The sequence below is a fragment of the Chromobacterium fluminis genome, from assembly GCF_011602385.1.
GTDB classification, from domain to species: domain Bacteria; phylum Pseudomonadota; class Gammaproteobacteria; order Burkholderiales; family Chromobacteriaceae; genus Chromobacterium; species Chromobacterium fluminis.
The window spans coordinates 1-12,999 of record NZ_JAAOMA010000004.1 but is presented as its reverse complement, the minus strand read 5'-3'; the positions used below and the strand labels follow the sequence as shown (position 1 = coordinate 12,999).

Genomic DNA, 12,999 nt, shown 5'->3' with positions numbered 1-12,999 from the left:
GTGGAAACACATTTCGGTCACAGCAAACGTAACGATCGACTCAATCCATCCGATCTCCAGTCAATACGTATTGACTGGACGGTATCTGCCTTGCCTCAGTCTGACTGCAGACGTCAGTCAATACGTATTGACTGGCCAGCATCACCTTTCAGTCACAGCAAAGGTAGCGATCGACTCAATCCGCCCGATCTCCAGTCAATACGTATTGACTGGGCAGCATCAGTCTTGTCCCAGGTTGGCTACGCACGTCAGTCAATACGTATTAACTGGGTGGAAACACCTCTCAGTCACGAGGGATGAAGCTCCACCAGGAGCTCCACCAATACATAGTCTGGCGCCCCCCGGGCCAAGTCGAACAAGACACCCAGGGGCCCAAAAACAAACCCCCGAGCGAATGCAAATTCCTCGGGGGTTTTTCTTTGCCTTCGATTTTCTCAAAAGGAATGATGATGACAACCCACACTAATTTCCCCCACCGGGTGGGCGTAACATGCGCCTTCTACCTGATGGAGAAGCTACCAATCTGCAAGTTGGAACTTTCACGAACAGAACGAGCGCTCATTGGAGCGCTCCTTCCATTTTTGGATAGTAAAGATTTCGCATTACCGATCACCATTACAACAAGGAAGAAGCTTGGCAACCTAGCGCAGCTTGGACGCAGTGCACTTTATGAGACGCTACGCTCGCTAGAACAGCGCAAGTTGATAGAGCGGCAACAAGGTAACTCCATCAGATTTACCCAAACAGCGATCGCGATGCTAGCTGTAACTGATAAGGAAGGCAGCACCAAGCATGCACCAGCAGATGATGGAGCAAAATTCTTTAGGATTGGTCGATTTAGAATTCCTACTGGCTGCATGAAATTGGTATCTGCAGGGGTGAGTGCGGAACAAATTGTTCGACTGATGAAGGTTGCTAAACAATACGGTAAGAAACTTCAAGACATCGTTCAGGAAAGATGGAAGATATTTAGCAAGTACTCCGGAGATGTTCTATTCCGTGTCGCCTATGCAAGTATCTCTGGCAAGTTGAGCAATGCCAAATCCGATAGTCCAGATCATAAGCGTGATGATTTCTCAAAATTACCAATTTTGATGAAAAAGTTACTACTAGACTGGGCTGAGAGAGGCTTGACATTGCCAGATAGATACCTCCGTTTCCAGAAAATTGAGGGAATTTGGTGGGTAGAGACAAACAGCAAGCAAAATTCCCGAAGAGAGCGATTAACCATCGAGATGCTAAATACCATTGTCATAGATATGCGTAAAAGCGTGAGCCTCACGATTCCGCCTGGTAGTGAGGTTGACCTCAGCCGCATATTTGGAGGTCATGGCAAATTCGTAGTTCTTTCATATGAAGGCATGATTGTGAACATGCGCTCCATGGATTCCGGAGAGAAGTTGGAGGTATCCATCCATCAACTGTTTGAACACGCGCGGGTGTCTAACAGGACACTTCTAGACGTCCTTACAAACACCGGCAGCAGTTCTGGTGACGTTTCTGAGGTGGCCTCTCTGTCACGCGATGCCGTTCAACTAGCCATTGGAGACGTGCTAGAGGCTGATGGCGCAGCAACCGCAAAGGTTGATTCGATAGAAGGGGAGTCGATCACTCTGAGAATCCTTGAAGGGGTAGACGCAGGCAGAACGATTTGTGTGAGCTTAATGAAGCTGCTCAAGAAAACCTTTACCAGGATCCCGGCAGAAGAATGGGGGGGAGCTGTGGATTAAAAGGGGACAGTCCACCAAATGGACACTATTAAATACATCCAGCGAAGCTGACCAACTTCGTAAAAATAAAGACTAAGCATTCGGTCGATGAATTCTTTGACATCAAAATCAAAAGCCGCATGCAGAGATGCTGATGTTCTGAAGGACCGGCAGGGGAGGGTGCACCAAGAGCAGTCCAAGCTGGAAAGACCCAAGTCAAGCTTGTTGTGGGTTGAGTAACATTGAATGATGCCTGGACGAGCCCCTGAAACACAGGACACCGTTTCCCCCCGCGGGGCCGTCGAAGAAAAAGTGGCCATGGTCCGTGAAAGCCTCGAGCCCGGCCAGACGGTGTCTCTGGTGGCTCGCAGCCATGGCATAAATCCGAACCAGCTGTTCCACTGGCGCAAGCTCCATCAGGACGGCAGCTTGTCAGCGGTGAGTGCCGGCGAAGCCGTGGTGCCCGCTTCGGAATTGGCCGAAGCATTGAAGCAAATCCGCGAACTGCAGCGCCTGTTGGGCAAAAAGACGATGGAAGCGGAGATTCTCAAGGAAACCGTGGAGATCGTCCGCTCGCGAAAATGGAATGCGCGCTCGCCCTTGTTGCCGGAGGACGGGCAGTGAAACGGGTTAGTCACTGCCTTGGCGTAGCGCGCTCCCATCTGGCCGCCCGAAGTCAACGCCTTAAGCAGCATGGCTTATTGCTGAGCCGCTGGGTGAAGCAACCCGGGGTGTTGTGTAGGCATGAGGGCCGTGTCGCCGTGGCGACTAGCAATACCCGCTGGTGCTCAGATGGTTTCGAGGTGAATTGTGATGATGGCGAAAAGCTTCGCGTCACCTTCGCGCTGGACTGCTGTGACCGAGAGGTGATGAGCTGGGTGGCCGGCGCTGCCGGCTATCGGAGTGATGATGTGCAGAACGTGATGCTGGAGGCGGTAGAGAAGCGGCTGGGCTTGGATAAGCCATCGGTGCGGATAGAGTGGCTCAGTGACAACGGTTTGGCCTACACGGCAGCAGCGACCCGATTATTTGCGCGGCAGCTGGGCCTTGAACCCGTAACGACGCCGGTACGCAGCCAGCAGAGCAATGGGATGGCGGAGAGTCTGGTGAAGACTATCAAGCGGGACTACGTATCCCAGATGCCGAAACCGGACGCCTCCACGGCCCTGCGCAATCTTGGTATAGCCTTCGAGCATTACAACGAGCAGCACCCGCACAGTGCGCTGAAATACCGCTCACCACGAGAGTTCAGGCTGCTGGCGGCAAGATCAACCTAAGGGTGGGTTGGTGTCCTGAGATATGGGGGCAAATCCAATGCCCGACTTAGCAAAGCATAAGCCCTGCTTCTTTCGTTTGGATGCAGATACTTCGTAAACCGGTATGTTTGGCAAGCTACTGCTCAACTCAACCGCGGAGAGTAGGGCTGGGCGACATGGGCCCCGCCAAGAGTGGAGATGTGATTGCAAGCTACGAATGCACCACCTGTGATGACTTCCCAGAAGACTCGTGGAGCGTTCAAAGTAGAGGCAATTAATAGAAAAGAGGGATTGATTGATGCACAAAGAGAAGGCTGAGCATACTGGCAGGGCGAAAGATGATAGCCCTGTGACCAGGGCTATCATATCTCCTTCAAGGAGCGAGTGAGAGTTGCTAACCCAGAAGAGGCTTAGACTTCCGAGGAGCCTATCCAGTGGGTACCCAACAAGGCATCCCAAGCAAGGCCTGGTTCGACTGGAGCCAAATTCTCAATAGTCTCATGAGTCCACCCCACAGTTGGAGCGGGGTACTCCAGAAGAGTTGATCCATCATCAAGTACAAAGGAAAGAGTTTCTTGCGTATGCCCTTCCAGTAAATCAGGTTCACCAGGCATAACCGGTTTAGAAACGATCATGATTACTCCTAAGAAATATGGTCTTGGGTTTCTGGTGATATGTACTGGGTTCTACTTCCCCCGTTCAAGATCAACCACCAACGGTGCTTACGAAGATTGAAGGCATGTTTGATTACACCCTCTAGGCAGAGAAATGAATGCTGCATTGGCCACTCTTGCATTGGCTCCAACTTTGAAACCGCATAGACAGAGTATGTGCCGTCATTCATGAGACGAACCTCTAGTCGGTACAGCGCGCAGCACCTTAGTCGAAGCAGCACAGCGCCGGCGGCAGGTGGAGGCCCCAATTCAAGGAGTGCGAGATTCTTCAGAGCAACTAAGAACGCGAGGAAGAAAATCATGTGGATCTCCAGGTAAAAAAAAGACGGTCCCCTTATGGGGAGCCGCCTTGTTGGTTTGTTGGAAGGGAGGTGCCGTTAGGCGGGATAAATCCCGTTGGCCAGACTGCCCGCGCTCTCGACAACACGAGTTTGCCAGGTGTTGTTTGTGAAAACTTGGGTCAGCTTGCTGCCGTTCATAACGATGATGCGCTTCATGGGGTGATCTCCAGTGAAGCGGAACCTCCCCCTTGCGGGAAAGATCCCGCAAGGGTGGTAAGTAAAAGGGTGCATCCGGATTTAGTTGTTTGGCCCCCTGGTGAAAGTGGGATGGCAAACTAAAGAAAATCGGGATTTGCTTGTGTTTAACGGTCTGGTTGAACTTCATCCGCTCTCTGACCTCTAGTGGTCAGAGAGCGAAACCACATACTGATACGCTCACTCAGCGGAACAAATTGCAAGTCGCCTGTCCAGCCAGCAACAAACCCTTGCGTCCAGGCACACCACCTCGCCCAATGAGTGAAAGGGTCCCCATAGTGCTCGTTCGCTTGTTCCTGTTCGCAAACGTGACGACACGCAGCTTCTGTGGCCTCCATCATCTTCCAGGACAGCATGTTAGATCCTTTCGTTTAGAGGCGATAATAAACACACTATTCTGAATACAGTAAAAGGTGAGGGTATCCACGCTAAGCAGCTTGAACATAGGAAGAATTTCCTAATGTGTAATCGAGAGTTGTAAGCACTCGGTTCAGATGGGTCAGATGGATGGAGAAGGCGCCGTGTTCATTGATTGGAAGATCAACCAAGCACGGAGCGCGGTCATTTTGATCGAGAGCAATGAAGCCAACCTTCTCGCAGGTGATGCGATGAGTCGTTTCATTCTCAGCATCGCCGGCGAGTACCAAGGTGCCATTCGCAAACCGTTTTCCCCAGTTGGTACAGCCACCACCAGTGTCGACGATTTCGAAACCATGACTTTTGAAGATAGGGTCAGGTTCCTCAAAATCATCGAACCAATCTGGTTCGACGGCCGTATCTGTGAGCTCGGCAAAGCGGAGGTCTACCTCTTTGTTGAGTGGATCTGAGAAATCAACACCAAAGTGGGCTGCAACCAGGGCCGATACCTTTAACTCTAAAGCGACATAATCCGGCAAGTAATTTTTAACTGGCTTCGTCATGTCGTTCAGGTAGGCTTCGTCTGCATCATGCAGCAATACGGCAAGCTGCAGATGTTTAGGCAATATCTGCGGCATCAGTACACAATGCTGCGCGACATTGTAGTTACGGAGAACAGCTCCGTTGTAGCGCCCGATATTAGACAGGTGCTGCGCGAAGTCCAAAATACTGATACGGCTAATAGCCGGAATGGCCGCATAGAAGCGGTTGCCTGTGTAGGTCTGGGTAACAGTCATGGTTGTCTCCAAAGAATCGAGACAACCAGCCCAGGGCATGTTGCCCCGGTTGAGAAAGGATGTTGGAATGCGCGAGAAACGCGCTAACGTCGCGAAGGACGGCTATGTCACGAAGGACAGAAAAGCCCCCATAGCTTAGAGCCGTCACATGTAAGTGTCAATTCGCTCGACAAGCCTCTTGTTGACCGAGCTAGCCTAGATCAACAGAGACGTGGATTTCATAGTCTCCGTTATACCAACGCTCAAGATGATTTTCGCAGCAAGAACAGACACCGCGGGCAAGGACATAATCTACTTCAAGCCAAGCACAAGGCCCTCCATATTTGGTATCGGCACATGCGTTATCGTCGTTGCAGCCACATCCTATGCAAGTAGCAGTTGTCATTTCGATCTATCTCATAAAACGGGTAGCCAGGTTAGCTCAAATTTTGCAGGATTCGAGCAGACAGGCTTATGGGTTGGTGGAGGGGTATGGCTAAACTATAGGTAAGACTGAAACTCTGATAATATTCACATGGTCTTCACATGTATGATATTGCAATGATTTGTCATAATGTTGACTTGTCATGTTGTGTCATCGCAACATATTGCGTCGTCAACATTCCATTTGCACTAGTACTATCAGAGCTTAGGCTCCCTACCAGCATCGCCCCCGCCGTCATCCAAGCCAGGACGAGGGCGCCCATCTTTTTTACCAAGTCCTCCCAAACGTCTTTACGTGCTTGATTTTTCTCGCGTTCCATCTGCGCAGCAGCGATGACGATCATGCCGTCAATGCCCAAGACTTTCGCGACCATGATGCATGCGAAGTCGTCCATTGTCCGTGCACCGGTCATGTATTGGCTGAGGGTATTTCCGCCGATACCTAGCTTTTCAGCCTTCTTGTTCTGGCTGATGTCCCCCATCTTTTCGATGGCTTCTTGCAGGTAGTCCACGCTTAGTTTCAATGTCTTCTCCATTGCACTCTCAGGTGAGATTGATCTAGCATACCCTTGCTGATCTCGCTTGAGAGCAGTTGGTTGTTAACCAATTTTAGCAGGGGATAGGGCAATGAAAGTCAGCACGCCGCAAAAACTCACCTACCGCGCAACCGCCGCCCACGCTACGTATGCCCGCCGTTTCGATCCTCCCGCAAACGCCAAGTCACTCAATGCCCTTTGGACCTACATTGATCCCGCCACCCATGATTGCTTGATGTGGTTCTGCGGCGACTCGGTTCGCTTGACGGTTCGTCGCTTTCCCTTGCCGTCCCACGCCCATCTGCTGGCCCCGAAGCCGCGTCAGATGCTTTGGAGCGTTCGCTACTTCAGTGGCTACACGCCGTACCGTCTTCAGCCATATCGCCCGGTTGAGCTTGTCACGTTTGCCCCGGTGCATGGCTTCTTCCATGGCATTAATCGTCACCGTAACGGTAATTACCTGCTGACGATTATTCGTCACCGTAACGAATTTAACCCCGCAGCCAGCCGCTGCACCTACTGAGACCATCGCTATGAAAATCCTGCTCACCCTGTTCGAACACTCCCAGGGCGTTTCGTCCAAAACCGGCAAGCCCTTTGACATGGCCAGCGTGCAAGCCCACTTGCCGGCAAGCGACTTCGCCAAGGAAGGCTACAGCCGTACCGTTCGCGGCTTTGAGCCTTGCCCGATTGAGATCAACGCAAGCGTGATCCCGAAGCTTCGGGATATGACGTTCCCGTGCCTGGCCGATGTCGAGACCGAAACCCGCGTGATGCGCTCCAATGGCCGTAGCGTGCCGGTGATGGTCATTTCCGCTGTCACCAATTGGGTGCAGCTCGTTCCGGCCCAGGGCAAGGCCGCGTAATGACTGCCTTTGTCGATTTCATCCGCATCAAGCAACGGCATCCGGGCCGATTGAACCCGGAAACCGGCGAGGTGGAAGCGACATTGCCGATGGTGGATGAAGGCATCATCGGCAAATTCCCGCGCTCGGATGAAACCGGCGAATACGTCGAGGATGCCGAATGGGCCATGCAGTCGAAGAAAAAGATTCGTGGCTCGTTTGACTCCCTGGTGATCGTCCATTGCGATGGCTTCACCGTCACGCTTGAAGGCAACATCGGGCGCTTGGATCGCCCGGACAACCTCTACAACTTGGACCTGGACGCAACGCTCCAGCGTTGCAATGAGCTGCTTGCGCGTTTTGGTTTGCCACCCTTCGCCCCCGGTGAAAAGGTGATAAACCCAAATCCGTCAGCGTATGACGTCAAGCATGGCCTGTTTGAATATTGGACCGGCGCGACAATTTCTTGCATTCATTTGACCCGCAATTACTCCGCAGGCTCCCCGCAAAATGCCCAAGCCGTAATCGACTGGCTCGCCACTCAATCTGTGGCCCGTATTAAACGAGGCAGGGCAGGGGAAACCACCGTTCAATGGGGTTCAAAGGGTGGCCGGAAATTAATCAAAGCCTACATTAAAGCGGTTGAAATGACCGTTCATCGCCATGGCCGCAAAAAAACTGAAATCTATTCAGACCCTGTTTATCAACACTGCCTCCAAAGTGGCGTCGTTCGCCTGGAGCTGGAAGCCAACCGCCTTCTATTGCGCGACAACATGCTGCGGTTTTTGGGAGATATCACCATGTCGAAGCTTATTCGTTTATTTGACACGGAAGTGAAACCGCTGTTGTCCCGTGTTCGTGAAGATGTAACCCGTATTGAATTGGAGCATTTGCCCAGCCATTTGCGGATGACAGCCGCTGCTTATTTGCGCGGTGAAAATGTCCGGGCCTTGCTGCCCCATAACACGTTTTATCGCCATGCCAGGGGCTTGCGTGATTACGGCCTTGATATCGCCGAGCCGTTGCCGTCGCTGCATAAGTTCGCATCGGTCATCAAGGTGATTGAGCTACAGCCGCTTGTTGAGGTTCCTGGCTGGTATTGGGACCACCAGCGCCGCATGTCGTTGTCGGTGGTGGACACCCAACAGGCAGATCAACGCGTCGCATAGCGGCGGTGCGGGGCGCCGGGATGGCTCCGCCGACCGGCGCACAGCGCCGCCGCATGCGCAGGAGGAAATCAGAAATGGCAGTGTGCGCAGTACAGAACCCCGATGGCCAGTTGTTGCTGACCACAATGCAGCCGGAGGCCTGCGCAGGCTATTTGCTGATTACGCCTTCGGAGTATCAAAAGTTTTCGTCAATGTCGGGTTTTTTCTACCCGCTGACAGCCGAGCAGGGGGCCTTGATTTCCTTCGCTATTGTGGGCGTCTGGGTCTCTGCATTTTGTATCAAGTCGTTAATGAATGTTCTTCCCAACTCAACAGGAGAGATGTAATGGAAATCGATGTTGCTGCCCTCGTTACTCAAATCAATGGCTCCAATGCCAAGATCGTTCTCTTGGGCATGGCTGCACTCGGCGTCATTATCACGGTATTTACCCTGAAAGTGCTGCGTCGCGCTGTTTAAAGCCCGGCGCTTTAAAAGGGGGCTACGGCCCCTTTTTTTTATTCGACAGGAGGGTTAAATGTGGCGGGCTATTTTGTTATTTTGGCTATCTGCGGCGCTGCTTGGATTATCTTGCGTCGCTAAGGCGGAGACTATTCCAGCTCCTACGCGAACGCATTCATATTGGTATGTTTCTGGTGGACTCTGTGTTAGCGATGATGCTGTTTCAAATTCTCCGCCTTGCAAATTAAACAGCGCTTCTGCTATGTGCTCTTACTTAGGTGGAGGAGTTCAGGAGGCTAAATCGGACATTGTTTTTTGTGATAATGGCCGCACTGGTTTCCCGCAAAAGGATACATATCGTGGACCGTGCCCGCCTGGCTATGAAACTGAGCTATACGGCACCCAATGCTATCGCCCAGATCAACCCAAACCAGATCCTGACCCGGCGACTTGCACTAGCGCTCAGCTTGCCAATTATTGTTCTATGGTCGCCGGCCAGGTGGTGGATACCGCTCGTTTTAATGTCGGTACTCGCTCACGCGTCTGTGACAATTACTACCCCAAAATACCGGGCTGCAATATTCAGGAGGATGCCGGATGCCGCATTACCCGCAATTATCCTCAGGTCACGCAATTCAAATATAACGGCCAGGCGTGCGCCCAGGTTGCGGATGGCGACCCCAACAACCAGAGCGGCACCAGCCCCAGCTCCTGCGCGCCAGGCGAGTACTACGGCACCGTTAACAATGTTACTGGCTGCTTTGGCGGCGGCCCGGTTCCGCCGTCAGACAAGCCGTCAACGGACCCAGCTACCGGCAAGGATGCGAACGGCAACTGTTCTGCTGGCTACGTGGGCCGGATCAAAAACAACGCCCTGGAGTGCATACCGGCCCACGAACCTTCTGATGGCAAAAGTTGCCCCCCTGGTTGGAATGCGGTGGGTATTGGCGGCAAAACCGTTTGCGTGGATCCCACGTCCGGCCCAGGTGGCGGAAGTGGCGGCACCGGGGGCAATACAGGCGGCGGAACTGGCGGCACGCCTGGCGGTGGCGGCACCGGGGGCAACACAGGTGGCGGCACTGGCGGTACGCCAGGCAAGCCGGACGCTTCAAGCCCTTCAGGCGAGAAGCCCGGCGAATGTGATTACACCGGCATGTGGAAATTCCTTTGCAGTGACAAGCCTGGTGCGCCGGATACGTCAGCGCCTAACCTCGTCAATGAGGGTGGCGTTAACCTCACAAGCTTGCTGAACACCAACGACATTTTCACGCGGCCTGCTGCTTGCCCTGCGAATCTGCGTATTGACCTGGGCGAAGGCAGCGTGGAGTTGCAATACACCTTGGTTTGTTCGTTTGCCGAGAAAGCTCGTCCAGGCGTCATCATCGCGTGCGTTGTCGTGGCCGCGTTCATCATCTTCCGCAGGGGGTAAGCCATGCCACTGATCTTGTCCATTTGCGCAGCGGTGGTTACCGCTCTGCTGACCAATATCGTGTCACGTGTCATCGGCGCGATCGGCTTCGGCATGATCGGTTATGCCGGCGCCAGCGCGGTGCTTGATTTGTTGAAGTCACTGATTTCTCAGAACCTGAATGCAGCCACCAGCCTGGTGTTTGCGATTCTGTCGATGGCCGGCTTTGGCCAGGGACTTTCAATTATCTTCTCCGCCCTGGTGATGCGTGCCACGCTGGCAGGCATGGACTCCGCTGGGAACATCATGCAGTCCAAGTGGAAGGGGTTCGGCAAATGATCACGCTGATTACGGCTATCCCCGGATCCGGCAAAACCCTCTTTGTTTTGCAGACGCTTTACGAGATGTCGACCAAGGAAAACCGTCAGGTCTACTACCACGGCATTCCGCTGACTGACGAGGGCAAGAAGGTGCTCGGCTGGATCGAACTTGAGGATCCGCAGTCCTGGCCGACACTGCCTGCTGAGGCCATTGTTGTGATTGATGAAGCTCAGTATGTGTTTCCTGTGCGCCGGTCCGGCACCGTCATCCCGGCGTCTGTCGACAAGTTCGCCACCCATCGCCATCTTGGTCTGGACATTTTTCTGATTACTCAGGGGCCTCAGCTGATCGACTCGTTTATCCGCCCCCTGGTGGGCCGCCATTACCATCTGATTCGCCTGTTTGGCATGGCTAAGTCAAAGCTGTTGCGCTGGGAAAGCTGCCAACAGAACCCGAATGCCCGCCAGGCCAAGGCGGACTGCCTTGATAAGCGCAATTTTGTTTTTCCGCGCAAGGTTTACACCTGGTACAAATCGGCTGAGGCCCACACCATGAAGGTGTCGATCCCGAAAAAGGTGTGGATCCTGCTCGGTATCGTGTGGACCACCATTTTCTTGATTGGCTATTTCTACTGGTCGATGTCGGAGGAGTCCGCCCAGGCCAAGGCCAAGTCGTCGCAGTCCGGGCCAATTGTGACCGTCCAGGCGGCGCCGATGCCTGGTCAGTCACAGGGAGCCAAGGCAGAGCCTTTGACGCCGCAGCAGTATGTCAGTCAACGCTTGCCGCGCATGCCTGGCTTTCCAGACTCGGCGCCGGTCTACGACGACTTAGCCAAACCGCGCACGTTTCCGCGTGCGGCCGCGTGTGTGGCCAGCGTCAAGCGCTGCCAGTGCTACACGCAGCAGGGCACCCGGATTGATGACTTGCCGGAGATCACGTGCCGCGAAATGGTGGCTAAATCGTGGTTTGACCCGTATCGGTCCGAGCATGAGGCCGCACCGCGTGAAGCGGAGCAGGGCGGCCAGCCTCGTGAGCTTGTGACAGCGCCTCCGCCGCCGTCGATGCAGATTGCAACGATGGGCAGTGCTCAGCAGCAGCGCATGCAATTTGAGCCGACACAATCCGGCTTTGGCAGGCCCCCCACCAAATAGCAGTTACCGTAACGGAAATTCAGCCAGCCCCGGTTTCTACTGGGGCATTTTTTTGGCCCACTCCTTACGTGCGCGCGGTGTCGCAAGAAATTTCGTCTAGAAGCGCCGAACGGAGGGTGATGGCATGTTTAAGGAGGGTGGGGGAGTGTTTGGACCGAGCGATTTCGGAGCCCCCGCCGGGAGCGAACGCCCGGCGGAGCGCAGGAGCGAGCCTTAGGCGAGCGGATGTGAGCGGAGCCAGTGAGCGGGAGGCGGATTAGGGCGACGCATGAGCGAGGCCAAATACCCCCCGCCCGACGCGCCAGCGCCTGGAGTGGCAGGCACTGCGGGAGTTACAAGGAATTTCGCGCCAGCGGGCGCGCTAGACACCTTCCTGGGGGTCAAGGGTCAGACCGGAGGCCGCAGCCGCGGCGAAGCCGTGGACCGGGTGAGGATCTGCGCCCTTGATGCCCTGACCAGGCCAGACCCTTCAGGCCCTCCGGGAGATGTTGCAAACATCCCCCGGAGGTGCCCCCCCGGCGAGGGGGCTTTTGGGGTTGGTTTTTGCGCTTTGGGTTTTGGCCGTCAAAGAGACGGGCGACTAGGTAATACCCGTCTCTTGTACCACTATGGTACAAAACCACCGCAGGGAACCCACCGACGGCACCCCGTCTTTTGTCTCAATTTGAGACTCAGTCATCCCCTAAAATGCGGTTCAGCAGCATGCCGAAACGCGCTTGCCTGTGGCAGTTTTCCCGGTAGAAATCACGCTCGACCATCAGGCGCTCAATCAACGTCGCTTGCTGTGTGGCCAGGCGCTGCGCGTTGCGGTAGTCGCGCATCATCGCGACTTCGTCGTAGTTGATGCGCTCGCCAGTCGCTGGGCAGATCAGCGCGTCGCCTCGGTCGTCGAGCTGGAAGCCACGGAATGGCCCGAACTGGTGGCCAAGTCGTGTATCGCTCCGGTGTCGTAGCCAGAGGTAGACCACCTTGGGCACTGGCTTGCGCCCGCTTCGGTAGTAGGCCAGTTCCTGGGCGGGAATGCCCAGCTCGGCGGCGGTGGCTTCGATGTCACCAAAACAAACAGCCCGAACGAGTTCGTCCGGGCTGCAAGGGAATTCACACCAAGGGTTGCTGCGTTTCATTTCAGTTCTGACTTTTGTTGCAGGAACACACAACAAGCGAATTGTGTTGCGGTTTTTTAACCTGGCCAAAAGAACAGGGTATGGAACTTGCCAAGCCAGCGATGCAGCCTTCTGAGCAGTCCATTGTAGATTTGACATAATATACATTATGCGAAGAACTGGTAAGTTTTTGTGTGTTGCGCAATTCTTGGATTTTCTGTGATTTTTACTGCAACACTTTACTGAACATCTAGTAGGTTTTTATCTATTCATGT

14 protein-coding genes and 1 pseudogene are annotated in these 12,999 nt (G+C 54.0%); 10 read left to right on the top strand and 5 right to left on the bottom strand.

What is annotated here, in order from left to right; all coding sequences use genetic code 11:
- Positions 1-449 precede the first annotated feature (449 nt).
- Together HA052_RS04050 and HA052_RS04045 are read left to right on the top strand one after the other, a co-directional pair.
- Positions 450-1,730: a hypothetical protein gene (locus tag HA052_RS04050; RefSeq protein WP_166450881.1), complete on the top strand. Its 1,281-nt coding sequence runs from the start codon at positions 450-452 to the stop codon at positions 1,728-1,730.
- Positions 1,731-1,958: 228 nt separating this feature from the next.
- A pseudogene (locus HA052_RS04045) lies at positions 1,959-2,986 on the top strand (transposase).
- Positions 2,987-3,375: 389 nt separating this feature from the next.
- On the opposite strand, the gene HA052_RS04040 reads toward HA052_RS04045, so the two are convergent.
- The 4 genes from HA052_RS04040 to HA052_RS04025 all read right to left on the bottom strand — a co-directional run bounded on the left by HA052_RS04040 (position 3,376) and on the right by HA052_RS04025 (position 6,288).
- Complete coding sequence (locus tag HA052_RS04040) at positions 3,376-3,600, bottom strand: hypothetical protein (protein ID WP_166450880.1); 225 nt, start codon at positions 3,598-3,600, stop codon at positions 3,376-3,378.
- 416 nt (positions 3,601-4,016) lie between these two features.
- A complete protein-coding gene (locus HA052_RS04035; RefSeq protein ID WP_166450879.1) occupies positions 4,017-4,136 on the bottom strand; it encodes a KfrB domain-containing protein in 120 nt (39 codons plus the stop codon).
- 467 nt (positions 4,137-4,603) lie between these two features.
- Positions 4,604-5,329 carry a hypothetical protein gene (locus tag HA052_RS04030; RefSeq protein WP_166450878.1) on the bottom strand — a complete coding sequence of 242 codons (726 nt, stop codon included), beginning with the start codon at positions 5,327-5,329 and terminating at the stop codon, positions 4,604-4,606.
- 548 nt (positions 5,330-5,877) lie between these two features.
- The gene (locus HA052_RS04025) at positions 5,878-6,288 is read right to left on the bottom strand and encodes a DUF3693 domain-containing protein (RefSeq protein WP_166450877.1); all 411 of its coding nucleotides are present in this window, start codon (positions 6,286-6,288) and stop codon (positions 5,878-5,880) included.
- Between the two features lie 91 nt (positions 6,289-6,379).
- Here HA052_RS04025 and HA052_RS04020 point away from each other — a divergent pair, with 91 nt between their 5' ends.
- From HA052_RS04020 to HA052_RS03990, 8 genes are all read left to right on the top strand, one after another.
- Positions 6,380-6,811, top strand: coding sequence for a hypothetical protein (locus tag HA052_RS04020; RefSeq protein WP_166450876.1), 432 nt, complete (start codon positions 6,380-6,382; stop codon positions 6,809-6,811).
- A 10-nt stretch (positions 6,812-6,821) separates the two neighbouring features.
- Entirely contained in the window at positions 6,822-7,154 is a 333-nt protein-coding gene (locus HA052_RS04015) for a CTX-RstB family phage integration protein (protein WP_166450875.1), read from the top strand.
- On the top strand, positions 7,154-8,302 hold the full coding sequence (locus HA052_RS04010; protein WP_166450874.1) for a phage/plasmid replication protein, II/X family: 1,149 nt from the start codon (positions 7,154-7,156) through the stop codon (positions 8,300-8,302). Before HA052_RS04015 ends, HA052_RS04010 begins: the two co-directional genes overlap by 1 nt.
- Positions 8,303-8,322: 20 nt before the next feature.
- On the top strand, positions 8,323-8,628 hold the full coding sequence (locus HA052_RS04005) for a hypothetical protein (protein WP_166450873.1): 306 nt from the start codon (positions 8,323-8,325) through the stop codon (positions 8,626-8,628).
- The gene (locus HA052_RS27525; RefSeq protein WP_240937265.1) at positions 8,628-8,759 is read left to right on the top strand and encodes a major capsid protein; all 132 of its coding nucleotides are present in this window, start codon (positions 8,628-8,630) and stop codon (positions 8,757-8,759) included. The genes HA052_RS04005 and HA052_RS27525 overlap by 1 nt, the downstream gene beginning before the upstream one ends.
- Before the next feature lie 466 nt (positions 8,760-9,225).
- Positions 9,226-10,170 (top strand): virulence factor TspB C-terminal domain-related protein, encoded by a 945-nt coding sequence (locus HA052_RS04000; protein WP_166450872.1) that lies wholly within the window; start codon positions 9,226-9,228, stop codon positions 10,168-10,170.
- A 3-nt stretch (positions 10,171-10,173) separates the two neighbouring features.
- Positions 10,174-10,488, top strand: coding sequence for a DUF2523 domain-containing protein (locus tag HA052_RS03995; RefSeq protein ID WP_166450871.1), 315 nt, complete (start codon positions 10,174-10,176; stop codon positions 10,486-10,488).
- The gene (locus HA052_RS03990) at positions 10,485-11,621 is read left to right on the top strand and encodes a zonular occludens toxin domain-containing protein (RefSeq protein WP_166450870.1); all 1,137 of its coding nucleotides are present in this window, start codon (positions 10,485-10,487) and stop codon (positions 11,619-11,621) included. The genes HA052_RS03995 and HA052_RS03990 overlap by 4 nt, the downstream gene beginning before the upstream one ends.
- A 671-nt stretch (positions 11,622-12,292) precedes the next feature.
- Here the strand turns inward: HA052_RS03990 and HA052_RS03985 are convergent.
- A complete protein-coding gene (locus HA052_RS03985) occupies positions 12,293-12,745 on the bottom strand; it encodes a hypothetical protein (protein ID WP_166450869.1) in 453 nt (150 codons plus the stop codon).
- Between the last annotated feature and the right edge of the window lie 254 nt (positions 12,746-12,999).

What these genes read in the sequence shown, in the direction of transcription:
- HA052_RS04050 (WP_166450881.1), top strand. Translation starts at nt 450, where the DNA reads ATGACAACCCACACTAATTTCCCCCACCGGGTGGGCGTAACATGCGCC.
- HA052_RS03985 (WP_166450869.1), bottom strand. Translation starts at nt 12,745, where the DNA reads ATGAAACGCAGCAACCCTTGGTGTGAATTCCCTTGCAGCCCGGACGAA.
- HA052_RS03990 (WP_166450870.1), top strand. Translation starts at nt 10,485, where the DNA reads ATGATCACGCTGATTACGGCTATCCCCGGATCCGGCAAAACCCTCTTT.
- HA052_RS04020 (WP_166450876.1), top strand. Translation starts at nt 6,380, where the DNA reads ATGAAAGTCAGCACGCCGCAAAAACTCACCTACCGCGCAACCGCCGCC.
- HA052_RS04030 (WP_166450878.1), bottom strand. Translation starts at nt 5,329, where the DNA reads ATGACTGTTACCCAGACCTACACAGGCAACCGCTTCTATGCGGCCATT.
- HA052_RS27525 (WP_240937265.1), top strand. Translation starts at nt 8,628, where the DNA reads ATGGAAATCGATGTTGCTGCCCTCGTTACTCAAATCAATGGCTCCAAT.
- HA052_RS04015 (WP_166450875.1), top strand. Translation starts at nt 6,822, where the DNA reads ATGAAAATCCTGCTCACCCTGTTCGAACACTCCCAGGGCGTTTCGTCC.
- HA052_RS04010 (WP_166450874.1), top strand. Translation starts at nt 7,154, where the DNA reads ATGACTGCCTTTGTCGATTTCATCCGCATCAAGCAACGGCATCCGGGC.
- HA052_RS04000 (WP_166450872.1), top strand. Translation starts at nt 9,226, where the DNA reads ATGGTCGCCGGCCAGGTGGTGGATACCGCTCGTTTTAATGTCGGTACT.
- HA052_RS04040 (WP_166450880.1), bottom strand. Translation starts at nt 3,600, where the DNA reads ATGATCGTTTCTAAACCGGTTATGCCTGGTGAACCTGATTTACTGGAA.
- HA052_RS04025 (WP_166450877.1), bottom strand. Translation starts at nt 6,288, where the DNA reads ATGGAGAAGACATTGAAACTAAGCGTGGACTACCTGCAAGAAGCCATC.
- HA052_RS04035 (WP_166450879.1), bottom strand. Translation starts at nt 4,136, where the DNA reads ATGAAGCGCATCATCGTTATGAACGGCAGCAAGCTGACCCAAGTTTTC.
- HA052_RS03995 (WP_166450871.1), top strand. Translation starts at nt 10,174, where the DNA reads ATGCCACTGATCTTGTCCATTTGCGCAGCGGTGGTTACCGCTCTGCTG.
- HA052_RS04005 (WP_166450873.1), top strand. Translation starts at nt 8,323, where the DNA reads ATGGCTCCGCCGACCGGCGCACAGCGCCGCCGCATGCGCAGGAGGAAA.